The sequence below is a fragment of the Streptomyces sp. NPDC001781 genome, assembly GCF_053596035.1.
Window position 1 is genome coordinate 17,807 of the sequence record NZ_JBSFFI010000013.1, and the last position, 26,219, is coordinate 44,025.

The window sequence follows — 26,219 nt, forward strand, 5'->3', positions numbered from 1 at the left end:
GGGTGCGGGCGCGCGCACCCGTGGTCGTGCCACGGCCGGACGGTCCCATGAATCGGGAGGCTGCTACCCCGTCACGGCCCATCCATTCATCTGATCATGTGACACCACTCATACCGCTCCGCTCACCCGACGACGCCCACCCGCCGCTTCCGGCGGGTGGGCGTCGTCGGGGACGGATGTCAGCCCTCGGCGGGGGTGAGGCGCAGCGAGATGCTGTTGATGCAGTACCGCTGGTCGGTGGGCGTGGGGTAGCCCTCGCCCTCGAAGACGTGGCCGAGGTGGGAGCCGCACCGGGAGCAGCGGACCTCGGTGCGGACCATGCCGTGGGAGCGGTCCTCGATCAGCTCCACCGCGTCGCTGTCCTTCGGGTCGAAGAACGACGGCCAGCCGCAGTGCGAGGCGAACTTGGTGTCCGAGGTGAACAGGTCGGCGCCGCAGGCCCGGCAGGAGTAGACCCCCTCGGTCCTGGTGTCCGTGTACTCACCGGTGAAGGCGGGCTCGGTGCCCGCCTGGCGCAGCACCGTGTACTCGGCCGGGCTCAGTTCGGCCCGCCACTGCTCGTCCGGCTTGTCGACGTCGTACGCCATGAGGATCAGCCCCTTTACTTCCGCGACAGGCGGTCCAGGATCAACGGGCCCAGGTCGGTGACGTCACCCGCGCCCATGGTGAGAACGAGATCACCGGGCTTCGCCATTCCCGCGACGACCTCGGGGATCTCCGCCTTGCCGGGTACGGCGGTGACCTCGGCGCCGGCCGCGCGGGCCGCCTCGATGATCAGCGCGCTGGTGATGCCGGGGATCGGGTCCTCGCGGGCCGGGTAGATGTCGAGCACCACGGAGGCGTCGGCGAGGGCGAGCGCCTGGCCCATCTCCTTGCCCAGCTCCTGGGTGCGGGAGAAGAGGTGCGGCTGGAAGACGACGAGGATGCGGCGGTCGTCCCCGGCCGCGCCGCGCATGGCCTCCAGGTCGGCGGTCATCTCGGTGGGGTGGTGGGCGTAGGAGTCGATCACCTGCACGCCCGCCTCCTCGCCCTTGAGCTGCAGGCGCCGCTTGACGCCGGTGTACGCGGCGAGGGCGGGGGCCAGCTCGTCGGCGGCGAGACCGAGGGCGACGCCCGCGGCGAGCGCGGCGACGGCGTTGAGCGCGTAGTGGCGGCCGGGGACGGAGACGGCGAAGGTCAGCTCGCGGCCGTCCATCAGCACGGTGACCTGGCTCCTGAGCCCCTGGGGGACGATCTTCAGGACCCGTACGTCGGCGTCCTCGGCCTCGCCGTACGTCACCGTCCTCACACCGGTCACCCGGCGGGTCAGCTCCCGGGCGCCCTCGTGGTCGGCGGAGATCACCAGCGTGCCGCCGGGGACGATCTTCCCCGCGAAGGTCTCGAAGGACTCGTAGATCTCGTCCATCGAGGCGTAGTTCGCGTGGTGGTCCAGCTCGACGTTGAGGACGATGGCGACCTCGGGTGCGTACTTGTGGAAGCTGCGGTCGCTCTCGTCCGCCTCGGCCACGAAGATCTCGCCCTCGCCGTGCAGGGCGTTGGAACCGGGGGCGTCCAGGTCGCCGCCGATGGCGTACGACGGGCGGGCGCCGAGCTCGGTCAGGGAGACCGCGAGCATCGAGGTGGTGGTGGTCTTGCCGTGCGTTCCGGCCACCGCGATCGGCCGCAGGCCCTCCATCAGCGCGGCGAGCGCGTCGGAGCGGTGCACCACGGGGATGCCCAGCTCGGCGGCGCGGGCCAGCTCGGGGTTGTCCTGCCGGATCGCGGAGGAGACGACCACACAGCTCGCGTCGTCGGCGAGGTGCCCGGCGGCGTGGCCGATGTGCACGGTCGCCCCGTGCGCCCGCAGCGCCTCGGCGGTCGCGGACTCCTTGGCGTCACTCCCCGCCACCCGCGCCCCACGCTGGGCCAGGATCTTGGCGATCCCCGACATCCCGGCCCCCCCGATCCCGATGAAGTGCGGTCGGTCCATGGCGGTAGGAAGGCCGGGTGCCATGCGTTCTTCTCCCATATACGAGCGAGCCAGAGGATGCCCACCCTATGCGCAGATCCGCCCCGCCCCGCACCCCGGCCGGGGACGCGCCGGTCGGTGGGCGCACGGGTGGCGGGACGGTGCGAGCGCGCGGCCGCGCCCGCACCGCGGCCGTCGGGCGCGGCATCCGGAGCCGGATCGGCCGCGGTGGCCCCGCGGGACTACGCCTTGCTGTGCGAGAACAGCTTCAGGACGGGGACACCGACCTTGTGGCGGGCCCGGGAGGCCCAGTCCCGGTGGAAGAACTCCTCGACGTAGTGGGGGTCGGTGAGGACGATGACCTCGTCGGCGTGCACCTCCGCGACCAGGGACTTGAGCGCGTCCAGCGGGTGCTCCTCGACCAGTCGGCCCTCGGCCCGGCTGCCGGCGGCGCGCAGCGCCTGGAGGGACACCTCCAGGGCCTTCTGCCCCACGCTCCGGGCGTCCGAGCCCTCGGGCGTCTCCCCCTCGTGCACGGCCTCGTCCAGCTCGCCGAGAGCGATGTCGTCGATGGCCCGCAGCAGCCGGTCCGCCTGGTCGCCGCGAGGCTGGAGCAGGACGTGGAAGAAGACCGGCTCATCCCCGTGCAAGGTCGTCACGAACTCCACGTCGGCCGACGTCAGGGCTTTCTCGATCATCAGAACGCTTGTGAACACCAGCCGCCTCTTCTCCATGGAGAGTCCATGTGACCCTCTGTCCTCCGTTGGCCCGAAAAGGCCCTGCGGAAACCATCCTGCCCCGTTACCGCACGGGAGCACCGGGACCAAGTGTGCCCCCTGGGGGCTAAACGGAACGGTAGATTCCGCTGGTTTCAGGGTCGGCGGTACCGCCCGAACAGAAATCCGTCCTCCTCCAGCAGCGACGCGAGCGCGAACCGCCGGGGCACCGGGACCCCGGGACCGCCCGCGATGCGCTGCGCGTCCCCCGCCGCGAGCATGGGCGACAGCGTCAGGCACAGCTCGTCCAGCACCCCCGCCGCGACCAGTTGCCCCAGCAGCCGCGGGCCGCCCTCGGTGAGCTGGCGGACGTACCCGAGCCCGGCGAGCGCCGCCACGGCCCGTACCGGATCGACCCGCCTCCCCTTCCCCGCGACGATCACCCGCGCTCCGGCCCGCTCGGCGGCGGCCACCCGGTCGGCGGGCGCGTCCGCGCCGGTGAGGACGACCGTCGGGACCAGCGGCGAGGTGTACAGCGGAAGCGAGAAGTCCAGGTCGAGGCTGCCCGACACCACCGCGATCGCCGGGGCGGGCCCCTGTCCGGCGGCCTCCCGCGCCGCCGCGAACCCGGTCCGGGCGCGAGCGGGCCGGTACCCCTCCTGCCGAACCGTTTCCGCGCCGACCAGCACGACGTCCGCGAGCGCCCGCAGCGTGCCGAAGACGCGCATGTCGGCCGCGCAGGAGATGGGCTGGGAGCGCCCGTCGTGCTGGGCCGCGCCGTCCAGGGTGGAGATCATGTTGGCCCGCAGCCAGGTGCGCGGACCGCCGTCGCCGAAGACGGGGTAGGCGTAGGCGGCGGCCAGTTCGGCGAGACTCCACTCACCGGTCCCGTCCGGCCCCGCACCCTCGTGGCGGTCGGCCGGAGCCGCTGTTTCGTCGGTCACAGGGAACAGGCGTCGCATTCGTGCAGTCTGACATGGCGATTAGCATGGGTGACCGTGTCCTCCACCGCAGCCTCCGGCTCCACTCCGCTGACCGACGCCGGTCCGCTGTCCCTGTGCGCGCGCGAGCCGCACGTCCCGGCCGACCGTCTGGTCGCCGAGATGGTGCCCCCGCCCCGCTTCGACTCGGTGCGCTTCGCCACGTACATCCCCGACCCGGACCAGCCCAGCCAGACCGACGCCGTGCGCGTGCTGGAGGGCTTCGCGACGGGACTGGGCCCGGCCCGGCCCGTCGAGGGCAGGCGGGGCCTGTTCGGCCTCGGCCGCGCGAGGACCAGGACTCCGGCCGGCCCGCGCGGTGTCTACCTGGACGGCGGCTACGGCGTCGGCAAGACCCATCTGCTCGCCTCGCTCTGGCACGCCACCCCGGCCGAGCCCTCCCGCAAGGCGTTCGGCACCTTCGTGGAGCTGACCAACCTGGTGGGCGCCCTCGGCTTCCAGCAGACGGTCCGGACGCTCTCCGGCCACGCCCTGCTGTGCATCGACGAGTTCGAGCTGGACGACCCCGGGGACACGGTGCTGGTATCCAGCCTGCTCGGCAAGCTGGTCGAGGCGGGCGTGGCACTGGCCGCCACCTCCAACACGCTGCCCGGCAAGCTGGGCGAGGGCCGGTTCGCGGCGGCCGACTTCCTGCGCGAGATCCAGGGCCTGTCCGCCCACTTCCGCGCCCTGCGCATCGACGGCGAGGACTACCGCCACCGCGGCCTGCCCGAGGCCCCGGCGCCGTACACCGACGAGCAGGTGACCAAGGCCGCGTACCGCGCCGAGGGCGCCTCGCTGGACGCCTTCCCGCGCCTGCTGGAGCACCTGGCGAAGGTGCATCCGAGCCGGTACGGCGCGCTGACCGACGAGGTGCGCGCGGTCTGCCTCACCGACGTGCGCCCGGTCCCGGACCAGTCGACGGCGCTGCGTCTGGTGGTGCTGGCCGACCGGCTCTACGACCGCGAGGTGCCGGTACTGGCCTCGGGGCTGCCCTTCGACAAGCTGTTCAGCGAGGAGATGCTGAACGGCGGGTACCGCAAGAAGTACTTCCGCGCGATCTCCCGGCTCACCGCGCTGGCGCGCGACGCCGAGCCACTGGTGACGGACTGACAGACCGATCGCCCTGTTGCCGGCATTCCGTCGACTCGGGCGGGTCGAGGACTGGCTTCAGCCGCTTGACCCGCCCTTCTCCCACGCTCCCCGCGACGCCTGGCCCCCGTTGACCCCGCAAGGCATCTGGTCGGGCGACCGACTGGGGCACGCCGGCCCGCGCCCGGCCGGCGAGTCCGGGGACGGGGCGTGCGGTGCCACGCGTTCGCGGCGATGCCGCCGGGCGCCCTCGCGCGTGTACCGCTGCCCTCGCCGGCGGGCGTCCTGATCCGCTCGGGGGCTGGACCCGGTCCTCACTCGCGTCCCCGGACCATGGCTTCGGCGCACATATGAGACGTACTGTTGAGTAAGGGATTAACCGGACCTCTCGACGAGGGGGGCGACCATGTGGGAACTCGTGATCACGCTCGTAGTGGTGGTCGGCGCGATCGGTCTCGCGGCGCTGGCCACGGCGATGCGTGTCGTCAAGCAGTACGAACGGGGAGTGCTGTTCCGGCTGGGACGGATCACCGGCGAGCCCCGTGAGCCCGGGCTGACGCTGATCGTTCCGTTCGTGGACCGGCTCCACAAGGTGAACATGCAGATCGTCACGCTGCCGATCCCGGCCCAGGAGGGCATCACGCGGGACAACGTCACCGTCCGGGTGGACGCGGTGGTCTACTTCCGGGTCGTGGACCCGACCAGCGCGCTGGTGCGGGTGGAGGACTACAAGTTCGCGGTGTCGCAGATGGCGCAGACCTCGCTCCGGTCGATCATCGGCAAGAGCGACCTGGACGACCTGCTGTCCAACCGGGAGAAGCTCAACGAGGGTCTTGAGCTCATGATCGACAGCCCGGCCGTGGGCTGGGGCGTCCAGATCGACCGGGTCGAGATCAAGGACGTCTCCCTGCCCGACACCATGAAGCGCTCGATGGCCCGCCAGGCCGAGGCCGACCGGGAGCGCCGGGCCCGCATCATCAACGCGGACGCCGAGCTCCAGGCGTCCAAGAAGCTGGCCGAGGCCGCCCAGCAGATGGCGGACACCCCGACCGCCCTGCAGCTCCGGCTGCTCCAGACCGTGATGGCGGTGTCCGCCGAGAAGAACTCGACCCTGGTCCTGCCCATCCCGGTGGAGCTCCTCCACTTCCTGGAACGCGGCGCCCGCGACCCGGCCCCGGCGGAGGGGAGGAGGAAGGAGCCCGCACCGCCGCCGGAACCGCCCGTCGAGCCCGTCCCCCTCTCCGGGACACCGCGCCTGGACGCGGTCACCGGGACGCCGGAACTCGGCGCGCTCCTCGACCAGCCCCCCACCGAGGTGGGATGACACCCCACCCGCCGCGCGGGTGACCATCCCGCCGCGTCGGTGAGTGGATGAACATACGAGCAGCCAAGCGGCCCTATTTTCATACGGTGATTGCACTCGCACGCCGCCTCACCGCCGTCTGCGTCCTCGGTGCGGCCCTCGCCGCCTGCGGCACCGCGGACCCCGCCCGACCCGCCCGCCCGGCGCACGCCGAGCCGCACGCCTCCGCCTCACCGTCCCCGGCCGGCACCCCCACCATGGCGGCGGGGCCCGGCGGCCTCACCCCCGTCTTCGAGCACGGTCCACGTGACAGGGGCAGGACCGTCGCGCTGACCTTCGACGCCGACATGACCGCCGACGAGGGGCCCCGCGCCGCCGCAGGTGAGCGTTTCGACAATCCCGGCCTGATCAGCGCCCTGCGCACGCTGAAGGTCCCGGCGACCGTCTTCATGACCGGCCGCTGGGCCGAGGAGTACCCGGACCAGGCCCGCGCCCTCGGGCACGACGCCCGGTTCGAGGTGGCCAACCACTCCTACAGCCACTACGCGTTCACCGGCGACTGCTACGGTCTGCCGACCGTCGCCCGGAGCGCCGAGCTGACCGAGATCCGGCGCACCTACACCGCCCTGCGCAAGGCGGGCGTACCGAACCCGATGCCGTACTTCCGCTTCCCCGGCGGCTGCTACGACCGGGACGCGCTGCGCGCGATCAGCGGCGCCGGTGTCACGGCCGTCCAGTGGGACGTGATCAGCGGCGACGCCTTCGCCACGGACGCGGACGCGGTCGTGCGGCAGGTGCTGGACGGGGTGAAGCCCGGTTCCGTGGTGGTCATGCACTGCACCCGCAGCGCCGCCCCGACGACCGAGAAGGTCGTCCGCTCGGTGGTGCCGGAGCTGCGCAGGAAGGGCTACCGGTTCGTGAAGGTCTCGGAGCTGATCCGGGAGTCCGGCACCGCGCGCTGACCGGCGCCGGAGTGCTCGTAGGGTTGGCTGACGTGACGCAAGTTCCAGCCGCTCCCGGCGACAGCCCCTTCCAGACCGAACCCACCCCGCGCGACGAGGCCCCGCAGTTCGTGCTGCCCCTCGTCGTACGGATCGAGAAGAGCGACCCGCCCGCCCGCACCGACGCGCTGGAGACCGCAGCACGCGCCGTGCTCGTCCTGCTCGGGGACGAGCGGGCGCGCGGCGACGGCGAGTGGGCCGAGGCGGTACGCGGCTGGGAGGACGCCCGCATCCGCAAGGTGGTCCGGCGCGCCCGGGGCGCGGAATGGCGCCGCGCCCAGGAGCTGCCCGGCATCACGGTGACCGGCGCCTCGGCGGAGGTACGGGTCTTCCCGCCGATCCCGCTGGACGGCTGGCCCAGGGAACTGGCCAAGCTCCAGGTGTCCGGCACCGAACTGGACGACCCCGAGCCCCCCGCCGACCCCGACCGCACCGCCCCCGTGCTCTGGCTCAACCCGGAGCTGGAGATGTCGGCCGGCAAGGAGATGGCCCAGGTCGGCCACGGCGCCCAGCTGGCCTGGTGGGCCCTGTCCGGCGCGGCCCGCGAAGCCTGGCGCGTCGCCGGCTACCCCCTCGCCGTCCGCACCGCCACCCCCGCCCACTGGCGTGAGCTCACCACCGGCGGCCTGCCCCTGGTCCGCGACGCGGGCTTCACGGAGATCGCTCCCGGATCCGCCACGGTCGTCGCGGACCACCCGGCGCTGCGCTGACCGGCGAACCTCAAATGTTGCTCTGAACCCCCCGCCCCGGCGGTTCGCGCCCGTCTGCCGGGGCCATACCCCCGGCAGACGAAGGAGGGGGACGGGGATGCGGCTCGGGACGGGGATCGGTTGGCGGCCGGAGATCGCGGACGCCGTGTCGGGGATGGCCGGGATCGACTGGGTGGAGGTCGTCGCGGAGAACATCTGCCCGGGCCATCTGCCGGAGCCGCTGGTCCGGCTGCGGGAGCGCGGGGTGACGGTGATCCCGCACGGCGTCTCCCTCGGTCTCGGTGGGGCGGAGCGGCCGGACGAGGGGCGGCTGCGGGCGCTGGCCGAGCGGGCCGAGGTGCTGGGGGCGCCGATGGTCACCGAGCACATCGCGTTCGTCCGCGCGGGCGGCCCGCTCACCGCGTCGGCGCCGCTCGAGGCGGGCCACCTGCTGCCCGTCCCGCGCACCCGGGACGCCCTCGACGTGCTGTGCGAGAACGTGGCGATCGCCCAGGAGGCGCTGCCGGTGCCGCTGGCGCTGGAGAACATCGCCGCCCTGTTCTCCTGGCCGGGCGAGGAGCTGAGCGAGGGCGAGTTCCTCGCCGCGCTGGTGGAGCGGACCGGCGTACGGCTGCTCATCGACGTGGCCAACCTGCACACCAATCACGTCAACCGGGGCGAGGACCCCGCCGAGGCGCTGGACCGGCTCCCGCTGGAGGCGCTGGCCTATGTGCACGTGGCGGGCGGCTTCGAGCGGGACGGTGTCTGGCACGACAGCCACGCGCACCCCGTACCGCCCGCCGTGCTGGACGTCCTGACCGACCTGGCGTCCCGCGTCGCACCGCCCGGCGTCCTGCTGGAACGGGACGAGAACTTCCCCGGACCGGCCGAGCTGGAGCGGGAGTTGGCGGACATCGGGGAGGCGGTGCGCAAGGGCGGCGGGAGCGCGCGGACCAAGGCGGACGAGGCCCTGCCCGTCCCGCCGGCCGCCTCCGCCGAGGCGCGGCAGCGGGTCGCCGTCGCGCAGACGGCCGTGCTGTCGGCGCTGGTGGCGCGGACGCCGTTGCCGGAGGGGTTCGACCGGGGGCGGATGGGCGTTCAGGCGCGGTCGCTGGCGGCGAAGCGGGCGGACGTGGTGGCCAGGGTGGCGCCCGAGCTGCCGGTGATCCTCGGCGCCGGGTACCGGGAGGCGTTCCTCGGCTACGCACGCACCCGGCCGATGCGCGGCGGATACCGGCAGGACGCGCTGGAGTTCGCCGCCCAGCTCCTCAAGACGGGCCGCCCCGCGGACGCACGGGCACGCAGAAGGCTGCGGGACTGGTGGCTCGATCGCGCGGGCCCGGCCCCCCGTACACCCGGCCCGGCCGCCCGGCTGGCCAGGCGGGTGCTGCCGGCGCGGCACTGACCACCTTTCCCGGCCCGGCGAAAAACGGAACGTCACATACCGGCCACACTCTGTCCGCATGGTGAACAAGCCATGGTTTCGAGGGTGCGCTGACATAGAAAAATCTCATGTTCTGGGTCCTCCTCCTGCTTCCGGCCTGGGCCTTCGCCGCCACCGCCTGCACCCGGCTGTGCCTCGCCGCGGTCCGCGCGGCCGCCGCGGACGGCGCGGGGTCGAGAGGCGACGACCGCCATCTGACGCTGTACGAGACGGCGTTCCTGGCCGGCGGCCCCTCCCGCGTGGCCGACCTCGCCATGGTCCGGATGGCCCGGCAGCGCCGGCTGCTGCTCGCGCACACCGGCTGGGCCACCGTGGTGGACCCGCGCGGACGGGACGAGATGGAACGTTCCGTCATCAGCGCGATCGGCCCGCGAGGGCAGTCCCGGATCGCCCCGGTACGGGCTGCGGCGGCCGGGGCGGAGGCGGTGCAGCGGCTCGCGGACCGGCTGGTCGCGGCCGGCCTCGCGGTCCCCTTCGACACGGGGACGACCGTGGCCGCCGGGGTGCGTCAGGTCCGGGCCGCCGCCGTGGCCGTCCTCGCGCTCGGCACGACCGCGCTGCTCATGCCGTCCCCCGTGGACGTTCCGCGCCTCCAGGTCGCGATGTGGTTCGCGCTGCCCCTGGTCGTCGCCCTGAGCTGTCTGGCCATAGCCCGCGTCGAGGTGCACCCGTACCCCCGCTGGGCCTCCCCCGCCGGACAGCGGCTCCTCGGGGAGGTGGCCCGGCGTCCGGCCGGGGACGGCGACGAGGGCTCCTTGCTCATGCGGCTCGCGACGCGGGGCGTGCGGGCGCTGAACGACCCCGAGCTGCGGGCCGCGTTCACCCACCGCGATGCGCCGGGGGCGCACAGGGAGCACTGACGCCGACACCCGCGTGCCGGTGCTTGCCTTCCCCGACGCCCCTTCCGAAACATCCCTTCTGTGGCCGACGGACCATGGCAGCCGTGCCATCGCCGCCGCGCACCGAAGGGATGTCCGATGAGAGCTGCCGCCCTGTACTCGGCCGCCGGTTCCTTGCTGCTGACCGGGCTCGCCGGGACCCCGGCCGACGGCGCCCCCGACGCGCCGGGCACGGCCGAGCTGCGCGGCACCGCCATCGCCGCCGCCCGTGCCCGCGCGGCCGGCCTCGACTTCGGCGCCTGCCAGGAGGAGTCGCCGGCCGGGATGCGCTGCGCCACCGTACGCGTCCCGCTGGACTACGCCCGCCCCGGCGGCGCTCAGATCGAGCTGACCGTCAGCCGGATGCCCGCCACCCGGCGAGACCCGGCCAACAGCAAGCACAAGGTGCCCCGGCAGGGCGCCCTCGTCTACAACCCCGGCGGTCCCGGCGCCTCCGGCCTGAACTTCCCGATGATCGGCGTGATCCCCGAGTGGAAGCGCGTCGCCGCCGCCTACGACCTGGTCGGGTACGCCCCGCGCGGGGTCGCGCCCTCGGCCCCGTTGTCCTGCGAGAAGCCGGAAAACTTCTTCAAGGCGCCCTCGCCCGCACCGGTCCACCCCTCCGAGGCGTACAATCGGGAGCGGGTCGCGCGGGCGAAGGCGTACGCGCGCGGCTGCGCCGAACGGTCGGGCGGCGGGCTCGAGTTCTACAACTCGCTCGCCAACGCCCGTGACCTGGACGTCCTGCGGGCCGCGCTCGGCGAGTCCCGGCTCACCTTCATGGGCGCCTCGTACGGCACCTACGTGGGCGCCCTGTACGCCACTCTCTTCCCCGGTCACGTGCGCCGGATGGTGCTGGACTCGGCGGTGGACCCGGACCCGGCGAAGGTCTGGTACCGCGCGAACCTGGACCAGTCCGCCGCGTTCGAGGACCGCTGGGCGGACTTCCGCGCCTGGGTGGCCCGCCATCACGACGTGTACGGCCTCGGCGCCACCCCGGCCGCCGTGCAGCGCTCCTACGACACCGCGAGCGGCCGGCTCCGTGCGCACCCGGCGGACGGCAGGGTGGGTCCGGGCCAGCTCCAGAACACGTTCCTGATGGCCGGGTACTACGACGACTACTGGCCGAGCAGGGCAGCCGCGCTCGCCGCGTATCTGAAGGGCGACGCGGGGCCTCTGGTCCGGCTGGGCGCGCCCAGCCCGGAGACGGCCGCCGAGGCGGAGAACGCGGGCGCGGTGTACACGGCCGTCGAGTGCAACGACGCGCCCTGGCCCACCGACTTCCGGGTCTGGGACCGGGACAACACCCGCCTCGCCCGCACCGCCCCCTTCGAGACCTGGGACAACGCCTGGACGAACCTGCCGTGCGCGTACTGGCCCGCGCGCCGTCGGGTTCCGCTCGACGTGCGCACCGGGCGCGGCGAGACCCCGCCGGTGCTGATCCTCGCCGCCGAGCGGGACGCGGCCACCCCGTACGACGGGGCGCTGGAGCTGAACCGGCGGCTGGCAGGGTCCACCCTGGTCACCGAGCGGGACGCGGGCACGCACGGCATCGGCGGCGGCCCCAACAAGTGCGTGAACGCCCATCTGGACGCCTACCTGCTCGAAGGCCGCCTGCCGGGCCGCCGCGCCGCCTGCGCCCCGCGCCCGGAGCCGCGCCCCGCCGGGCCGGCCGGACGCGGCCTCCCGGACCGGGACGCGCTCAGGGGCAGGCCTGCCTGAGGCCTCTCGTCCGGATCATGCCGGGCCGGCGGGGTCCGGTGCCTGACCCGGCCTGATCCGTCCGGCGCCGCGCGCCGATCCACCGGGGATCACGGGACAGCCCTCAGGCGAGCCCCGCCACCAGTTCCGCCACCGACTTGCGGCGGCCGGTGTAGAACGGGACCTCCTCGCGGACGTGCATCCGGGCCTCGGAGGCGCGCAGGTGACGCATGAGGTCGACGATGCGGTACAGCTCGTCGGCCTCGAAGGCGAGCAGCCACTCGTAGTCGCCCAGCGAGAAGGAGGCGACCGTGTTGGCGCGCACGTCGGGGTAGCCGCGGGCCATCTTGCCGTGGTCGGCGAGCATGCGGCGGCGGTCCTCGTCGGGCAGCAGGTACCACTCGTAGGAGCGCACGAAGGGGTAGACGCTCACGTAGTCGCGGGGCGTCTCGTCCGCGAGGAACGCCGGGATGTGCGAGCGGTTGAACTCGGCCGGGCGGTGCAGCGCCATGTTCGACCACACCGGGTCGAGCGCGCGGCCCAGCTTCGTGCGGCGGAAGAGGTTGTACGCCTCCTGGAGCTGGTCGGCGGTCTCGGCGTGCCACCAGATCATCAGGTCCGCGTCGGCGCGCAGGCCGGACACGTCGTACGTGCCGCGGACCGTGACGTCCTTCGCGGCGAGCTGGTCGAACAGCTCCTGTACCTCGTCGGCGTAGCCCGCGCGGTCCTCCGGCAGTACGTCCTTCAGCTTGAAGACGGACCACAGGGTGTAGCGGATGACCTCGTTCAGGTCCTTGGCCAGCTTGCCCTTGTTCGGGATGCGGGCCGGCTCGGTGGTGGGGGCGTCGTCACTCATGCCCCCTATTCTCCCGCTCCGCCGTGCAGGCTCTGCACCGGGTTGGCCGTCAGCTCGCGCACGCCGGAGAGGTCGCCGCCGAGCTGGTCGACGGCCGCGTAGGCACTGGCGACGCAGGCGGGGATGCCCACGCCGTCGTACTGCGCGCCGCAGACGGCGAGGCCGGGCAGCTTGGCGACGTGCTCGCGGACGCGGGCCACGCGCGCGTGGTGGCCGACCGGGTACTGCGGCAGGCCGTCGCTCCAGCGGGTGACGCGGGTGGCGACGGGCTCGGCGTCCAGTCCGGTCGCGGCGCGCAGGTCGTGCCGGGCGACGGCGACGAGTGCGGCGTCGTCGCGCTGGAGGATCCCGGTCTCGTGGTGGCGGCCGACGGAGGTGCGCACGACCAGGAGGTCCGGGTCCTCGGCGCCGACCCAGCCCCACTTCTGGGAGGCGAAGGTCGCGGCCTTGATGGTGCGGCCGTCCACCGGCGGCACCAGGAACCCGCTGCCCTCGGGCAGGGCCGCGCCGGCGCGGCGGTAGGCGAGGGTGATCAGGGCCATGGACGCGTACTCGACGGCGGCCAGCTCGGCGGCGGCCGCAGGGGCCTCGGCGCGCAGCAGCCCTGCCGCGGCGGGGGCGGGTACGGCGACCACGACGGCGTCGGCGTGTAGCGTGCGGTCCCCGGCAGTCACGTGCCAGCCGGTGCCGTCCCGGCGCAGCCCGCTCACCGGGGTGCGGGTGTGGATCTCGCCGCCGCGCGCCCGTACCGCGTCGGCGACGGCGAGCGGGAGGGTGCCCACGCCGCCCTCGATGCCGAGGAAGACCGGGCCGGTCTGCCCGGCCTCGGCGGCCTTGGCCTGGAGTGCCTGGACGGCGGCGGTGAGGGTGTCGTGGGCGCGGGCGGCCTGGTAGAGCTGGGGGACGGCCGAGCGCAGCGAGAGCCGGTAGGCGTCGCCCGCGTACACCCCGCCGAGCAGGGGTTCCACCAGCCGGTCGACGACCTCGCGGCCCATCCGGGCGGCGACGAACTCACCAACGGCCACGTCGTCACCGACCTCGGTGGGCGGCAGTTCCGCGTCCCGCCCGATCCGGGCCAGGCCCTCGGCGGAGAGCAGGCCGGAGAGGGCCGCGGCGGTGCCGGGTACGCCCATGACATGGCCCTTGGGCATGGGGCGCAGGGCGTCCCGGGTCCAGATCGAGGCGGTCGCCGTGGACGGGGGCCGGAGGCGGTCGCCGAGGCCCACCTCGCGGGCGAGGCCCACCGCTTCGGGGCGGCGGGCGAGCATCGACTCGGCGCCGAGGTCGACCCTCAGGCCGGCGATCTCGCCGGGCAGCAGCTTGCCGCCGACCCGGTCGGCGGCCTCCAGCACCGTCACCCGCGCGCCGCGCGCGAGCGCCCGGTGGGCGGCGGCCAGTCCGGCGACACCGGCTCCGATGACGACGACATGACCCCTGCTCGCTGCGCTCATGCCCCCACTCTCTCAGACCGCGCGGGGCGTCCCGGTGCCCGGTACGTCACCGGACCGTGACCTCATCGGGACCGGAGAACGGGTCCGTTCCCGCAGGGCGGGCCGTCCAAGGAGGGACAGCACCGCGTCTCATCGGGGGGTTACCGACATGCGTACACAGGTCCGGATCCTGGCGGGGGTCCTGCTCGCCGCCTCGCTCGCGCTCGCCGGGTGCGGCGAGTCGGGCGGCGACTCCAAGACGTCCTCCGCCGACGCGCCGACGGCCGCGCCAGGCGGGGGCGGCGCGGGCGGCGGCGCGTACGAGAGGGGCAGGTCCACCAGCCGCTCGCCCCGGCTCACGCCGAGCGTCATCCGCACCGCCTCACTGGAGGTCGAGGTGCGGGACGTGCCCGGCGCCCTGACCAAGGCCCGCCGGGTCACCGAGGACGCGGGCGGCTACGTCGGCGAGGAGAGCACCGAGCGGGACGACGACGGCAGCGAGCGCACCCGCGTCGTCCTGCGGGTTCCCGCCCAGCGGTACGAGGAGGTGCTCGGTTCGCTCCAGGGCACCGGCAAGCTGCTGCGGCGCACCGCGCGGGCACAGGACGTCACCGATCAGGTGGTGGACGTGGACAGCCGGATCAAGACCCAGCGGGCCAGCGTCGCCCGGGTCCGGGAGCTGATGGACAAGGCGGACAGGCTGACGGACGTCGTCGCGCTGGAGGGCGAACTGAGCAGCCGCGAGGCCGACCTGGAGTCACTGCTGGCCCAGCAGGCGTCGCTGAAGGACCGCACGGGCCTCGCGACCATCACCCTGTCGCTGGCCGGGAGGGGCGCGCATCCGGTTGCCGGTGACGACACGCCCGGCTTCCTGGACGCGCTGTCGGGCGGCTGGCACGCCTTCCTGACGATGCTGCGCTGGATCGCGCTGGTCGTGGGCGCGGTACTGCCGTTCGCGGCGCTGTTCGCGCTGCTGGTGCTCCTGTGGCGCCGGGTGGTCCGCCCCCGGCTCCCGCGCCGCCCGGCGCGCACCAAGGTCACCGGCTCGCTGCCGCAGGCGCGTCCGGTGTCCGAGAGCGGGGCGCCGGCCGCCGGTGAGCAGAAGTGACGATGCGTCAGCACCGTGCGCGCCGTAGCTTGTTCCCATGGAGAAGCGTGAAGGGCCCGAGCGGCTCGTCGTGATCGGCGGCGACGCCGCGGGAATGGCCGCGGCGTCGCAGGCCCGCCGGCTGCGGAAACCGGACGAGTTGGAGATCGTGGCGTTCGAGCGCACCCACTTCACCTCGTACTCGGCGTGCGGCATCCCCTACTGGGTGGGCGGCGCGGTCGAGGAACGCGACCAGCTCGTCGCGCGCACCCCGGCGGAGCACCGGGAGCGGCACATCGACCTCCGACTGCGCACCGAGGTGACGGAGATCGACGTGTCCGGGCGCCGGGTGCGGGCCCACGACCTGGAGTCCGGCAACGAGTACTGGACCGCGTACGACAAGCTGGTCATCGCCACCGGTGCGCGGCCGATCCGGCCCGACATGCCGGGGGCGGACGCGAGCGGGGTGCACGGGGTGCAGACCCTGGACGACGGGCAGTCGCTGATCGACACGCTGACCCGTACGGAGGGCCGGCGCGCGGTCGTCGTCGGCGCGGGATACATCGGCGTGGAGATGGCCGAGGCGCTGCTCCGCCGGGGCTTCGAGGTGACGGTGGTCAACCGGGGCGCGGAGCCGATGGCGACGCTCGATCCCGACATGGGCCGGCTGGTGCGGCGGGCCATGGAGGGCATGGGCATCACCATGGTGGACGACGCCGAGGTGACGGCCCTGCGCACCGGGGAGGACGGCCGGGTCCGCGCGGTGGTCACGAAGGACGCCGAGTACCCGGCCGACGTGGTCGTGATGGGCATCGGCGTGGAGCCCGTGACCGAGCTCGCCCGCGCGGCGGGGCTCCCGCTGGGCGCGCGCGGCGGCCTTCTCACCGACCTCGCCATGCGGGTGCGCGGGCACGAGGACATCTGGGCGGGCGGCGACTGCGTGGAGGTGCTGAACCTGGTCTCCGGGCAGGAGCAGTACATCCCGCTCGGCACGCACGCCAACAAGCACGGGCAGGTCATCGGCACCAACGTGGGCGGCGGTTACGCCACCTTCCCCGGTGTCGTCGGCACCGCCGTCAGCAAGGTCTGCGAGCTGGAGATCGCCCGCACCGGCCTGCGCGAACGCGACGCCCGCCGGGCCGGCCTCCAGTACGAGGCGGTCGTCATCGAGTCGACCAGCCGCGCCGGCTACTACCCCGACGCCTCCCCCATGACCGTCAAGATGATCGCCGAACGCAACACCGGCCGCCTCCTGGGCGTCCAGATCATCGGCGGCGAGGGCGCGGGCAAGCGCGTCGACATCGCGGCCGTGGCCCTGACCGCCGCCATGACGGTGGAGCAGATGACCGCCCTCGACCTCGGCTACGCCCCACCCTTCTCCCCCGTCTGGGACCCGGTCCTGGTCGCGGCCCGCAGGGCGGTGCGCAGGGTACGGGAGGCCGGCTAGTGCTGTGACCGCTCGACGCGGTCGAGGTCCCCGTCGAGCAGGTCCTGGTGCCCGATGGAGAAGTCCCCGTTGCGCAACGCCGTCCCGTCCCCGTACTTCCGCCCCAGCACGGCACCGGGCAGAAACGCCCGCAGCCGGTGCCGCATGTCCGCCGGGTACTGGACGGGCACCCCCCACCCGTCGGGTGCCTGATCACTGGCGAACAGGACCCAGTGATCCACCGGCACGACCGCGTCCAGGTTCGGCGCCCCACCGGTATGGCAGTCCAGGGCGGGCACGGTCAGCCGGTCCGGATCGAGCGGCGGATACCAGAGCAGCAACGGCTTGGCCCGCTGGGCGTCGGCGTTGTCGAAACAGCAGACGGCGAAGGTGTGATCGGGAAAGTGCTCACCGTAGAACCGCAGCAACTCGGGATCGAGCCGTGGCCGCCGATGCGCGGGCACCCGGCCCAGCGCGGCGGGGACCGCGGTCACGTCGGCCGCCAGCAGCACGGTGTACACGTCGTGCTCGAAGACCTGAACGGCTTCCGCCTCCGCACCCATCCACTCGATCCCCTCGTCCCGGACGGCGGCGGACTCCACCGCGTCGACCATCCGTTGCAGCACGTCCACGCAGCGTCCGGCGGAGAGGAAGTGCCCCTCTCCGAGCCGCCCGGCGGCGGGCAGGTGCAGCACCATGGCGTTCGGCCCCCGAGCCAGGTTCACGGCGGTGTTCTGGTAGCCGAGCACATGGACCAGGCCGTGTTCGGGGTGGTCCCGCCGCCCGCAGTACACGATCGTCCCGGAGAAGTCGGCGGCGCCGGTCGAGATGCACATGGCGGCAAGGTACCGCGCGGTGTCCGGGACGCCCCGGCCCGGTGCGGTTCACGGATTCGCAGGCCGCCGCCGGGGCACTAATCCTGTGTGGTCATACCCGTCCATGACGTCAATCCCGCGCGTCGTACGCCGTACGTGACGTACGCGCTCATCACCGCCAGTGTGCTGGCGTTTCTGCTGACGCCCGGTGCGGCGGGGGCCACGGGCGGGGAGAGTCATGTGGCGCAGCTGTGTCAGCTGCACGCGTTCATGGATCACTACGCGGCCGTGCCGCGGGAGATGATCCATCATCAGCTGCCCGAGCTGGTGCCGACCGGTCAGGTGGGGACGGGGGCGGCCGGGCCGGGGTGTGTGATGGGGGTGCCGGGGTACGACAAGTCGCCGGCGCTGTCGGTGGTGACGGCGATGTTCCTGCACGGGGGCTGGCTGCACCTGCTGGGCAACATGCTGTTCCTGCTGATCTTCGGCAACAACGTCGAGGACCGCATGGGCCACGTCCGCTTCGCGCTGTTCTACCTCGTCTGCGGCTACGCGGCGAGCTACGGCTTCGCCCTGCTGAACGCCGACTCCGGTGACCCGCTGATCGGGGCGTCCGGCGCGGTCGCGGGGGTGCTCGGCGCCTATCTGGTGCTGTATCCGAAGGCCAGGGTGTGGGTGCTGGTCCCGTTCCTGGTCTTCCTGCCGCTCAGGCTGCCCGCGTGGATCGTGCTGGGCTTCTGGTTCGGCCTCCAGGCCGTCTACTCCTCGGGGCGCGGCGTCGAGGCCGGCACCGGCACGGTGGCGTACGCGGCGCACGTCGTCGGCTTCGTGGCCGGCATGCTGCTCGCGTGGCCGCTGAAGGCCGGCACCCCGCCCCCGCCGGAGCCGGGCCGCCTGCTGTTCGGCAGGCGGGCGCGGCACCGTCAGGCGTGGTGAGCGGACGGGATCAGCGGGCGCTCGCCCGGTGGACGTAGTCGACCAGGTGGGTCAGCGCGTCCGGCTCGATGTTCGGCATGACGCCGTGGCCGAGGTTGAACACGTGGCCCTCCAGGTGGGCGGCCGCGTCCAGCACCTCCTGCGCCTTGGTCTCCACCGTCCTGCGGTCGGTGAACAGGACCGTCGGGTCGAGGTTGCCCTGGAGCGCCTTGCCGGGGCCGACCCGGCGCGCGGCCTCGTCCAGCGGGACCCGCCAGTCGACGCCGACGACGTCCGCGCCCGCGTCGCCCATGAGCTTCAGCAGCTCACCGGTGCCGACGCCGAAGTGGATGCGCGGGACGCCGTATCCCGCGACGGCGTCGAAGACCTTCGCGGAGGCCGGCATCACCGAGGCGCGGTAGTCGGCGGGGGCGAGCGCGCCCGCCCAGGAGTCGAAGAGCTGCACCGCCGAGGCACCGGCCTCGATCTGCACCTTGAGGAACGCGGCCGTGATGTCCGCGAGGCGGTCCAGCAGGTCGGCCCACAGCTCGGGGTCGCCGTACATCATCGCCTTGGCGTTCTCGTACGTGCGCGAGGGGCCGCCCTCGACCAGGTAGCTGGCCAGGGTGAAGGGGGCGCCGGCGAAGCCGATCAGCGGGGTGGACCCCAGCTCGCCGGTGAGCATGCGGACCGCCTCGGTGACGTAGGGCACGTCCTCGGGGGTCAGGTCGCGCAGCCGGGCGAGGTCGGCGCGGGTGCGCACCGGCTCGGCGACGACCGGGCCGACGCCGGGCTTGATGTCGAGGTCGACACCGATGGCCTTGAGCGGGACGACGATGTCGCTGTAGAAGACCGCCGCGTCCACGTCGTGCCGGCGCACCGGCTGGAGCGTGATCTCGGTGACCAGCTCGGGCCGCGTGCAGGACTCCAGCATCGGGATGCCCTCGCGCACCTTGCGGTACTCCGGCAGGGACCGGCCGGCCTGGCGCATGAACCACACCGGGGTGTGCGGCACGGGCTCACGCCTGCACGCCTTGAGGAAGGCGCTGTCGTAGGTCGCTTCTGGCTGCTGGCCCGTGGGGATGGCGTTGGCACTCACGTCGGCAAGTCTCGCACGGTCCGCGCGGGAGAAGTGCCGCCGCCCCCGGGGGGTGTCATGCCCTGCACGAAGGCCCGCTTCCCCTTACTCTTCCCCGCATGGCTGCGGCTCAGGGACGATCGTCGGACGGCACCGGCGGAATGGACGACGTGAAGGACACGCAGGCGAAGGAGAGAGGAGCCGGGGTGCCAGAGGTCCCCCCTGCCTTCCGTGGCGCGGTGGAGGCGCTGAGGAACGCGCGGCTGCGGCCGCAGGTGGAGGTGGAGCCGACGCGCGCCCCGCAGCGGCTGGCGCCGTACGCGCACGCGCTGGAGGCCGTCGTGCTCGACGGCGAGCAGGAGCTGGCCGACGGCCGGCTGGTCCTGCTGCACGACCCGGCCGGCCACGACGCCTGGCACGGCACCTTCCGCCTGGTGACGCTGGTACGGGCGGAGCTGGAGCCCGAGATGGCGGCCGACCCGCTGCTGCCGGAGGTGTGCTGGTCCTGGCTGACCGGCGCGCTCCAGTCGCGCGGACTCACCTACGGCGAGCCGAGCGGCACGGTCACCCGCGCCAGCTCCCACTACTTCGGCGGGCTGTCGGAGCGGCCGGCCGCCTCGCAGATCGAGATCCGCGCCTCCTGGACGCCCCTCGAAGGGCTGGGCGGTGTTCCGGACACCGCCGCCCACCTCGCCTCCTGGTGTGACCTGCTGGCCCAGATCGGCGGCCTGCCCCCCGCCGCGCCGGGCGACGGCTCGGTGGTGACCCTGCCGCAGCGCAGGGGTCCGCAGTCCCGTTAGCCCTTCCGGGCCGATCATCCTCTCAGCGCCCCGCCGGGATCGGCGGGGCGCTGCTTTGTGATCACTCCCGAACCATCACTTTGTCGATACGGCCACTTTCCGCACTCGAATCGCCCCACCCTGAAGCCGATTCGATCTTCGGATGATCGATCGCGTGTCCGAATTGCACAGATTGTGACTCACTAGATCGTGATCATTCTCTAAAGGCGGACGGGTTTGCTGCCGAAGACGACTGTGACCTTGCAAGCACGGTTCCCCCCGGCTTCCTCCCCGCAAGCCGGCCCCGTCCCCCACCCAGGAGGCCTGGTGTCCGTTCTCCTCGAGCAGCCCTCAAGCCTGGTCGCCTACCGCCCGAACAAGCCGACCGCCATGGTGGTCGTGGCCGACCCCCGCGTCCGCTCCACCGTGACCCGCCATCTGTGGGCCCTCGGTGTGCGCGACGTGATCGAGGCCTCGTCCGTCGCGGAGGCTCGTCCCCGCATCGGCAACCCCCGCGACATCTGTGTCGCAGACGTCCACCTGCCCGACGGTTCCGGCCTCACCCTGCTGTCCGAGACCCGTGCCGCGGGCTGGCCCAACGGCCTGGCCCTGTCCGCCGCCGACGACATCGGCGCCGTCCGCAACGCCCTCGCCGGGGGCGTGAAGGGTTACGTCGTCACCGGCACCCGTACCAACATCGGCCTGCCCACCCGCCCCGGCGCCGCCCCCATCGGCTCCGCCGCGGCCAGAATGGGGCACCGGCGTCCGCCGGGTGCCCCGAGCCACCCCGGCGGCTACCGCGAACTGTCCGGCCGTGAGGTCGAGGTGCTCCGCCTCGTCGCGGAGGGCCAGTCGAACAAGGCGATCGGCGTCTCCATGGGCCTGTCCGCACTGACCGTCAAGAGCCACCTGGCCCGCATCGCGCGCAAGCTCGGCACGGGCGACCGCGCCGGCATGGTCGCGGTGGCCCTGCGCACCGGAATCATCCACTGACCCCCCTCCCCGTCCCTCGTCCCACGCCCTTCTGACCTCCGGTGCCCGTCGGCGGAACGTTCCGCCGACGGGCACCGGCGTGCGCGCCGGGCGGAGTGCGCCGTACGGCGCACGGTGTGCGCCCGCGCGCGGCGCGTTTTGGCCGGTCAGCGAGGATGTCGGTCGAACGTGCAGGCCAGCGGCGCGGGCATGCGGATACCCTTGGCATGTGACGGACGCCCAAGAGACCGCAGCAGACAGTTCCCGGCGCATCAACGGGGGCACGCCCCCCGACGCGGGGCCTGCTGAGGCGGCGGCGCCCACCCCCCTGCTCGAACCCCGTGAGGGGATTCCGCCGGTCGTGGCGGACGCCGACGCGCTGGCCGAGGTGGTCGCCGCGTTCGCCGCCGGCACCGGCCCGGTGGCCGTGGACGCCGAACGCGCTTCCGGTTACCGGTACGGCCAGCGGGCCTACCTGGTGCAGCTGCGGCGCGAGGGCGCGGGCTCCGCGCTGATCGACCCCGTCGCCTGCCCCGACCTCTCCGGCCTCGGCGCCGCGCTGTCCGACGTCGAGTGGGTGCTGCACGCCGCCACCCAGGACCTCCCCTGCCTGCGCGAAATAGGCATGGTGCCCACCAGCCTGTTCGACACCGAGCTGGCCGGGCGGCTCGCCGGGTTCCCCCGCGTCGGACTCGGCGCGATGGTGGAGAACGTGCTCGGCTTCGTGCTGGAGAAGGGCCACTCCGCCGTCGACTGGTCCACCCGCCCGCTGCCCGAGCCGTGGCTGCGCTACGCCGCGCTCGACGTGGAGCTGCTCATCGACCTGCGGGACGCCCTGGAGAAGGAGCTTCAGCGGCAGGGCAAGCTGGAGTGGGCGCTGGAGGAGTTCGCCGCCATCGCGGCCGCGCCGCCCGCCGAGCCCCGCAAGGACCCCTGGCGCCGCACCTCCGGGATGCACAAGGTGCGCAGGCGGCGGCAGCTGGCCGTCGTCAAGGAGCTGTGGGAGACGCGGGACCGGATCGCGCAGCGCCGGGACGTCTCGCCCGGCAAGGTGCTCGGTGACGCGGCGATCGTGGAGGCCGCGCTCGCGGTGCCGGCCAATGTGCACGCGCTGGCCGCGCTGAACGGTTTCGGCCACCGTGTGGGCCGCCGCCAGCTCGACCAGTGGCAGGCCGCCGTCGACCGGGCGAAGGCGCTGCCGGAGTCGGCGCTGCCCCAGCAGGGCCAGCAGGTGACCGGTCCGCCGCCGCCGCGTGCCTGGTCGGACAAGGACCCGGCCGCCGCTGCCCGGCTGTCGGCCGCCCGCGCCGGGGTCTCGGCGCTGGCCGAGCGGCTGGAGATGCCGCAGGAGAACCTGATCTCCCCCGACACCGTGCGCCGGATCTGCTGGGAGCCCCCGGTCCCCGCGGACGAGTCGGCGGTGGCCGCCGCCCTCACCGGGCACGGTGCGCGGTCCTGGCAGGTGGAGCAGGTGACCCCGGTGTTGGTCGCGGTGCTGTCGGCCATACCCGAGTAGGCGATTTCGCGCCACAATCCGCCCCGCAGGGCGGGGCCGGGGTGTGACGTTCACCGCTAGCAGGGGTGGGACTGTGCAGCTACGTTACTCATAAGTAGCATGGGGTTGAGCAAGCGCTCAGCGTCCCGCACCCTGGAGGAGAGCCATCGTGCCTCGTACCGTCAGGGACGTCGTCTTCGTCGACGGCGTCCGCACCCCGTTCGGCAAGGCGGGCCCGAAGGGCATCTATCACGAGACTCGCGCCGACGACCTCGTCGTGAAGGCGATCCGGGAGCTGCTGCGCCGCAACCCCGGTCTGGACCCGAAGAAGATCGACGAGGTCGCCATCGCCGCGACCACCCAGATCGGTGACCAGGGCCTGACCCTCGGCCGTACCGCGGGCATCCTCGCGGGTCTGCCGCAGTCGGTCCCCGGCTACTCCATCGACCGCATGTGCGCGGGCGCGCTGACCGCCGTGACCTCGGTGGCCGGCTCGGTCGCCTTCGGCGCGTACGACATCGCCATCGCGGGCGGTGTCGAGCACATGGGCCGGCACCCGATGGGCGAGGGCGTGGACCCCAACCCGCGCTTCGTCTCCGAGAAGCTGGTCGACGAGTCGGCGCTGTTCATGGGCATGACCGCCGAGAACCTGCACGACCGCTACCCGGCCATCACCAAGCAGCGCGCCGACGAGTACGCGGTCCGCTCGCAGGAGAAGGCCGCCAAGGCGTACGCCGACGGCAGGATCCAGCAGGACCTGGTGCCGATCTCGGTGCGCCGCACCAACGAGGAGGCCGGTGAGACGGGCTGGGGTCTGGTCACCGCCGACGAGCCGATGCGTCCCGGCACCACGCTGGAGAACCTGAGCGGTCTCAAGACGCCGTTCCGCGTGCACGGCCGGGTCACCGCGGGCAACGCGGCAGGTCTGAACGACGGCGCCACCGCCTCCCTCATCGCGTCCGAGGACTTCGCCCGCGAGAACGGCCTGCCGGTCAAGATGCGCCTGGTCTCCTACGCCTTCGCCGGCGTGGAGCCCGAGGTGATGGGCTACGGCCCGATCCCGGCCACCGAGAAGGCCCTCGCCCAGGCCGGCCTGTCGATCTCCGACATCGGCCTGTTCGAGATCAACGAGGCGTTCGCCGTCCAGGTCCTCGCGTTCCTGGAGCACTACGGCATCGCCGACGACGACAGCCGCGTCAACCAGTACGGCGGCGCGATCGCGTTCGGCCACCCGCTGGCCTCCTCCGGTGTGCGGCTGATGACCCAGCTCGCCCGCCAGTTCGAGGAGAACCCGGACGTCCGCTACGGCCTGACCACCATGTGCGTCGGCTTCGGCATGGGCGCGACGGTCATCTGGGAGAACCCGAACTTCGAGGGGGACAAGTGAGCAACACCACCGAGCTGCTGAAGGGTGCTGCCGAGCTGTTTCCCGGCGAGGTCGTCACCCAGGCCCACGTACGGCACTTCGAGCTGCCCTTCGACGCGGGCAAGTTCGCGCTGATCACGCTGGACAACGGACTCGACCACACCAAGCCGACCACCTTCGGCCCGGCCTCGCTGGCGAACCTGAACGCCGCGATCGACCAGGTCGAGAAGGAGGCCGCGGACGGCCGTCTCGTCGGCGTCGGCATCACCGGCAAGCCCTTCATCTTCGCGGTCGGCGCCGACCTCAAGGGTGTCGAGCTGCTGAAGCGGCACGAGGACGCGCTCGCCATCGGCAAGGGCGGCCACGAGGTCTTCAAGCGCCTCTCCGGCCTCGCGGTCCCGACCTTCGCCTACTACAACGGCGCGGCGATGGGCGGTGGCGTCGAGGTCGGCCTGCACTGCTCCTACCGGACCGTCTCCAAGGCGATCCCGGCGTTCTCGCTGCCCGAGGTCTTCCTCGGCCTGGTGCCCGGCTGGGGCGGCTGCGCCCTGCTGCCGAACCTGATCGGTGCCGAGAAGGCCGTCCAGGTCATCATCGAGAACAGCCTCAACCAGAACCGTCAGCTCAAGGGCAAGCAGGTCTTCGAACTCGGCATCGCCGACGCGCTGTTCGAGGGTGCCGACTTCCTGGAGCAGTCGCTGCTGTGGACCGCGCAGGTCCTCAAGGGTGACGTCACCGTCGAGCGTCCGGCGATCGACCGGGGCGAGGCGTGGGACCAGGCCGTCGCCAAGGGCCGCTTCGTCGCCGACTCCAAGGTGCACGGCGCGGCCCCGGCCGCCTACCGCGCGCTGGAGATCATCGAGGGCGCCAAGGACGGCGACCTCCAGAAGGGCTTCGACGCCGAGGACCAGGCCCTCGCCGACCTGATCATGGGTGGCGAACTGCGCTCCGGCATCTACGCGTTCAACCTGGTGCAGAAGCGCGGCAAGCGTCCCGCGGGCGCCCCCGACAAGTCGCTGGCGCGTCCGGTCACCAAGGTCGGTGTCGTCGGCGCCGGTCTGATGGCCTCCCAGCTCGCGCTGCTCTTCCTGCGCCGCCTGGAGGTGCCGGTCGTGCTGACCGACATCGACCAGGAGCGCGTCGACAAGGGTGTGGGCTACGTCCACGCCGAGATCGACAAGCTGCTCGGCAAGGGCCGGGTCAACCAGGACAAGGCCAACCGCCTCAAGGCGCTGGTGACCGGTGTCCTGGACAAGGCCGAGGGCTTCGCGGACGCGGACTTCATCATCGAGGCCGTGTTCGAGGAGATGGGCGTCAAGCAGAAGGTGTTCGCGGAGGTCGAGGCGGTCGCCCCGGCGCACGCGATCCTCGCCACCAACACCTCCTCGCTGTCGGTGTCGGAGATGGCGTCGAAGCTGAAGCACCCCGAGCGGGTCGTCGGCTTCCACTTCTTCAACCCGGTCGCGATCCTGCCGCTGCTGGAGATCGTGCGCGGCGAGCAGACCGACGACGCCGCCCTGGCGACGGCGTTCGGCGTGGCCAAGAAGCTGAAGAAGACCGCGGTGCTGGTGAAGGACGCCCCGGCGTTCGTCGTCAACCGCATCCTGACCCGCTTCATGGGCGAGATCCAGAACGTCATCGACGAGGGCACCCCGGTCGCGGTCGCGGAGAAGGCCGTCGAGCCGCTCGGCCTGCCGATGTCCCCGCTGGTGCTGCTGGAGCTGGTCGGCCCCGCGATCGGTCTGCACGTCTCGGAGACCCTCAACGGGGCCTTCCCGGACCGCTTCACGGTCTCCCCGAACCTGAAGGCGGTCGTCGAGGCCGACAAGCGCGGCTTCTACGTCTACGACAGCGGCAAGCCGGAGCTGGACCCCGAGGTCGCCGCGCTGCTCGAGCAGGGCGACTCCGTCCTGACCGAGGAGCAGGTCCGCGACCGCGTCCTGGACGCGGTGGCCCAGGAGATCGGCCTCATGCTGGACGAGGGCGTCGTCGCCGAGGCCCAGGACATCGACCTCTGCCTCATCACCGGCGCCGGCTGGCCCTTCCACCTGGGCGGCATCACGCCGTACCTGGACCGTGAGGGTGTCTCCGAGCGGGTGAACGGCAAGCGGTTCCTGGAGCAGGGTGTGGCGAGCGTGCCCGCGTAACACCTGACCGGCCGTACACAGGAGGGCCCCGGCGCCGCGGCGCGGGGGCCCTCCCGCTGTCGCACCAGGGCGGCATCGCCGGTCAGGGCCGCGGCGGGACG

At 73.0% G+C, this 26,219-nt stretch carries 23 protein-coding genes; 15 read left to right on the forward strand and 8 right to left on the reverse strand.

The window, feature by feature from the left end:
- Nucleotides 1-179: 179 nt before the first annotated feature.
- The 4 genes from msrB to ACWCV3_RS14550 all read right to left on the reverse strand — a co-directional run bounded on the left by msrB (nucleotide 180) and on the right by ACWCV3_RS14550 (nucleotide 3,626).
- Nucleotides 180-587 (reverse strand): peptide-methionine (R)-S-oxide reductase MsrB, encoded by a 408-nt coding sequence (msrB, locus tag ACWCV3_RS14535; protein ID WP_451223024.1) that lies wholly within the window; start codon nucleotides 585-587, stop codon nucleotides 180-182.
- Between the two features lie 14 nt (nucleotides 588-601).
- Nucleotides 602-1,993: a UDP-N-acetylmuramate--L-alanine ligase gene (gene murC / locus ACWCV3_RS14540; protein ID WP_451223026.1), complete on the reverse strand. Its 1,392-nt coding sequence runs from the start codon at nucleotides 1,991-1,993 to the stop codon at nucleotides 602-604.
- Nucleotides 1,994-2,190: 197 nt separating this feature from the next.
- On the reverse strand, nucleotides 2,191-2,646 hold the full coding sequence (locus tag ACWCV3_RS14545; protein WP_451223028.1) for an indole-3-glycerol phosphate synthase: 456 nt from the start codon (nucleotides 2,644-2,646) through the stop codon (nucleotides 2,191-2,193).
- 173 nt (nucleotides 2,647-2,819) lie between these two features.
- Nucleotides 2,820-3,626 carry a pyrimidine reductase family protein gene (locus tag ACWCV3_RS14550; RefSeq protein WP_451223030.1) on the reverse strand — a complete coding sequence of 269 codons (807 nt, stop codon included), beginning with the start codon at nucleotides 3,624-3,626 and terminating at the stop codon, nucleotides 2,820-2,822.
- A gap of 30 nt (nucleotides 3,627-3,656) precedes the next feature.
- On the opposite strand from ACWCV3_RS14550, the gene zapE reads away from it, so the two are divergent.
- The 7 genes from zapE (at nucleotide 3,657) to ACWCV3_RS14585 (ending at nucleotide 11,773) form a co-directional block, all read left to right on the forward strand.
- Nucleotides 3,657-4,757 (forward strand): cell division protein ZapE, encoded by a 1,101-nt coding sequence (gene zapE / locus ACWCV3_RS14555; protein WP_451223032.1) that lies wholly within the window; start codon nucleotides 3,657-3,659, stop codon nucleotides 4,755-4,757.
- A 385-nt stretch (nucleotides 4,758-5,142) separates the two neighbouring features.
- A complete protein-coding gene (locus ACWCV3_RS14560) occupies nucleotides 5,143-6,060 on the forward strand; it encodes a slipin family protein (RefSeq protein WP_451223034.1) in 918 nt (305 codons plus the stop codon).
- 86 nt (nucleotides 6,061-6,146) lie between these two features.
- Nucleotides 6,147-7,001, forward strand: a complete 855-nt coding sequence (locus tag ACWCV3_RS14565) for a polysaccharide deacetylase family protein (protein ID WP_451223036.1) — start codon at nucleotides 6,147-6,149, stop codon at nucleotides 6,999-7,001.
- 32 nt (nucleotides 7,002-7,033) lie between these two features.
- Nucleotides 7,034-7,750 (forward strand): peptidyl-tRNA hydrolase, encoded by a 717-nt coding sequence (locus ACWCV3_RS14570; protein WP_451223038.1) that lies wholly within the window; start codon nucleotides 7,034-7,036, stop codon nucleotides 7,748-7,750.
- 97 nt (nucleotides 7,751-7,847) lie between these two features.
- The gene (locus ACWCV3_RS14575) at nucleotides 7,848-9,134 is read left to right on the forward strand and encodes a DUF692 domain-containing protein (RefSeq protein WP_451223040.1); all 1,287 of its coding nucleotides are present in this window, start codon (nucleotides 7,848-7,850) and stop codon (nucleotides 9,132-9,134) included.
- A gap of 107 nt (nucleotides 9,135-9,241) precedes the next feature.
- Nucleotides 9,242-10,033 carry a TIGR04222 domain-containing membrane protein gene (locus tag ACWCV3_RS14580; protein ID WP_451223042.1) on the forward strand — a complete coding sequence of 264 codons (792 nt, stop codon included), beginning with the start codon at nucleotides 9,242-9,244 and terminating at the stop codon, nucleotides 10,031-10,033.
- Between the two features lie 117 nt (nucleotides 10,034-10,150).
- Nucleotides 10,151-11,773, forward strand: a complete 1,623-nt coding sequence (locus ACWCV3_RS14585) for an alpha/beta hydrolase (protein WP_451223044.1) — start codon at nucleotides 10,151-10,153, stop codon at nucleotides 11,771-11,773.
- Between the two features lie 103 nt (nucleotides 11,774-11,876).
- Here the strand turns inward: ACWCV3_RS14585 and hemQ are convergent, their stop codons facing one another.
- Nucleotides 11,877-12,608, reverse strand: a complete 732-nt coding sequence (hemQ, locus tag ACWCV3_RS14590; protein WP_451223046.1) for a hydrogen peroxide-dependent heme synthase — start codon at nucleotides 12,606-12,608, stop codon at nucleotides 11,877-11,879.
- A gap of 5 nt (nucleotides 12,609-12,613) precedes the next feature.
- A complete protein-coding gene (gene hemG / locus ACWCV3_RS14595; RefSeq protein ID WP_451223048.1) occupies nucleotides 12,614-14,059 on the reverse strand; it encodes a protoporphyrinogen oxidase in 1,446 nt (481 codons plus the stop codon).
- Nucleotides 14,060-14,207: 148 nt separating this feature from the next.
- Between hemG and ACWCV3_RS14600 the strand changes: the two genes are divergently transcribed.
- Both ACWCV3_RS14600 and ACWCV3_RS14605 read left to right on the forward strand, forming a co-directional pair.
- Nucleotides 14,208-15,146, forward strand: coding sequence for a DUF4349 domain-containing protein (locus tag ACWCV3_RS14600; protein WP_451223050.1), 939 nt, complete (start codon nucleotides 14,208-14,210; stop codon nucleotides 15,144-15,146).
- Nucleotides 15,147-15,183: 37 nt separating this feature from the next.
- Nucleotides 15,184-16,572 (forward strand): FAD-dependent oxidoreductase, encoded by a 1,389-nt coding sequence (locus ACWCV3_RS14605; protein WP_451223052.1) that lies wholly within the window; start codon nucleotides 15,184-15,186, stop codon nucleotides 16,570-16,572.
- Here the strand turns inward: ACWCV3_RS14605 and ACWCV3_RS14610 are convergent.
- Complete coding sequence (locus ACWCV3_RS14610) at nucleotides 16,569-17,387, reverse strand: hypothetical protein (RefSeq protein WP_451223054.1); 819 nt, start codon at nucleotides 17,385-17,387, stop codon at nucleotides 16,569-16,571. The two genes, ACWCV3_RS14605 and ACWCV3_RS14610, sit on opposite strands and share 4 nt — an antisense overlap.
- An 87-nt stretch (nucleotides 17,388-17,474) precedes the next feature.
- Here ACWCV3_RS14610 and ACWCV3_RS14615 point away from each other — a divergent pair, with 87 nt between their 5' ends.
- The gene (locus tag ACWCV3_RS14615) at nucleotides 17,475-18,302 is read left to right on the forward strand and encodes a rhomboid family intramembrane serine protease (protein WP_451223056.1); all 828 of its coding nucleotides are present in this window, start codon (nucleotides 17,475-17,477) and stop codon (nucleotides 18,300-18,302) included.
- Nucleotides 18,303-18,312: 10 nt separating this feature from the next.
- Here the strand turns inward: ACWCV3_RS14615 and hemE are convergent, their stop codons facing one another.
- Nucleotides 18,313-19,380, reverse strand: a complete 1,068-nt coding sequence (hemE, locus tag ACWCV3_RS14620) for a uroporphyrinogen decarboxylase (RefSeq protein ID WP_451223058.1) — start codon at nucleotides 19,378-19,380, stop codon at nucleotides 18,313-18,315.
- Nucleotides 19,381-19,478: 98 nt separating this feature from the next.
- Between hemE and ACWCV3_RS14625 the strand changes: the two genes are divergently transcribed.
- The 5 genes from ACWCV3_RS14625 (at nucleotide 19,479) to ACWCV3_RS14645 (ending at nucleotide 26,118) form a co-directional block, all read left to right on the forward strand.
- Nucleotides 19,479-20,159, forward strand: coding sequence for a DUF3000 domain-containing protein (locus ACWCV3_RS14625; protein WP_451223060.1), 681 nt, complete (start codon nucleotides 19,479-19,481; stop codon nucleotides 20,157-20,159).
- A gap of 306 nt (nucleotides 20,160-20,465) precedes the next feature.
- Entirely contained in the window at nucleotides 20,466-21,131 is a 666-nt protein-coding gene (locus ACWCV3_RS14630) for a LuxR C-terminal-related transcriptional regulator (RefSeq protein ID WP_164196023.1), read from the forward strand.
- 208 nt (nucleotides 21,132-21,339) lie between these two features.
- Nucleotides 21,340-22,626 carry an HRDC domain-containing protein gene (locus ACWCV3_RS14635; protein WP_451223062.1) on the forward strand — a complete coding sequence of 429 codons (1,287 nt, stop codon included), beginning with the start codon at nucleotides 21,340-21,342 and terminating at the stop codon, nucleotides 22,624-22,626.
- Nucleotides 22,627-22,774: 148 nt separating this feature from the next.
- On the forward strand, nucleotides 22,775-23,992 hold the full coding sequence (locus ACWCV3_RS14640) for a thiolase family protein (protein WP_451223064.1): 1,218 nt from the start codon (nucleotides 22,775-22,777) through the stop codon (nucleotides 23,990-23,992).
- Complete coding sequence (locus ACWCV3_RS14645; RefSeq protein WP_451223066.1) at nucleotides 23,989-26,118, forward strand: 3-hydroxyacyl-CoA dehydrogenase NAD-binding domain-containing protein; 2,130 nt, start codon at nucleotides 23,989-23,991, stop codon at nucleotides 26,116-26,118. Before ACWCV3_RS14640 ends, ACWCV3_RS14645 begins: the two co-directional genes overlap by 4 nt.
- Nucleotides 26,119-26,219: the final 101 nt, after the last annotated feature.

Excerpts from the sequence above, each read along its gene's own strand:
- ACWCV3_RS14605 (WP_451223052.1), top strand. The coding sequence starts at position 15,184 with ATGGAGAAGCGTGAAGGGCCCGAGCGGCTCGTCGTGATCGGCGGCGAC.
- ACWCV3_RS14580 (WP_451223042.1), top strand. The coding sequence starts at position 9,242 with ATGTTCTGGGTCCTCCTCCTGCTTCCGGCCTGGGCCTTCGCCGCCACC.
- hemQ (WP_451223046.1), bottom strand. The coding sequence starts at position 12,608 with ATGAGTGACGACGCCCCCACCACCGAGCCGGCCCGCATCCCGAACAAG.
- ACWCV3_RS14585 (WP_451223044.1), top strand. The coding sequence starts at position 10,151 with ATGAGAGCTGCCGCCCTGTACTCGGCCGCCGGTTCCTTGCTGCTGACC.
- ACWCV3_RS14575 (WP_451223040.1), top strand. The coding sequence starts at position 7,848 with ATGCGGCTCGGGACGGGGATCGGTTGGCGGCCGGAGATCGCGGACGCC.
- murC (WP_451223026.1), bottom strand. The coding sequence starts at position 1,993 with ATGGCACCCGGCCTTCCTACCGCCATGGACCGACCGCACTTCATCGGG.
- msrB (WP_451223024.1), bottom strand. The coding sequence starts at position 587 with ATGGCGTACGACGTCGACAAGCCGGACGAGCAGTGGCGGGCCGAACTG.
- ACWCV3_RS14600 (WP_451223050.1), top strand. The coding sequence starts at position 14,208 with ATGCGTACACAGGTCCGGATCCTGGCGGGGGTCCTGCTCGCCGCCTCG.
- ACWCV3_RS14545 (WP_451223028.1), bottom strand. The coding sequence starts at position 2,646 with ATGATCGAGAAAGCCCTGACGTCGGCCGACGTGGAGTTCGTGACGACC.
- ACWCV3_RS14610 (WP_451223054.1), bottom strand. The coding sequence starts at position 17,387 with ATGTGCATCTCGACCGGCGCCGCCGACTTCTCCGGGACGATCGTGTAC.
- ACWCV3_RS14550 (WP_451223030.1), bottom strand. The coding sequence starts at position 3,626 with ATGCGACGCCTGTTCCCTGTGACCGACGAAACAGCGGCTCCGGCCGAC.
- ACWCV3_RS14560 (WP_451223034.1), top strand. The coding sequence starts at position 5,143 with ATGTGGGAACTCGTGATCACGCTCGTAGTGGTGGTCGGCGCGATCGGT.
- hemG (WP_451223048.1), bottom strand. The coding sequence starts at position 14,059 with ATGAGCGCAGCGAGCAGGGGTCATGTCGTCGTCATCGGAGCCGGTGTC.
- ACWCV3_RS14625 (WP_451223060.1), top strand. The coding sequence starts at position 19,479 with ATGGCTGCGGCTCAGGGACGATCGTCGGACGGCACCGGCGGAATGGAC.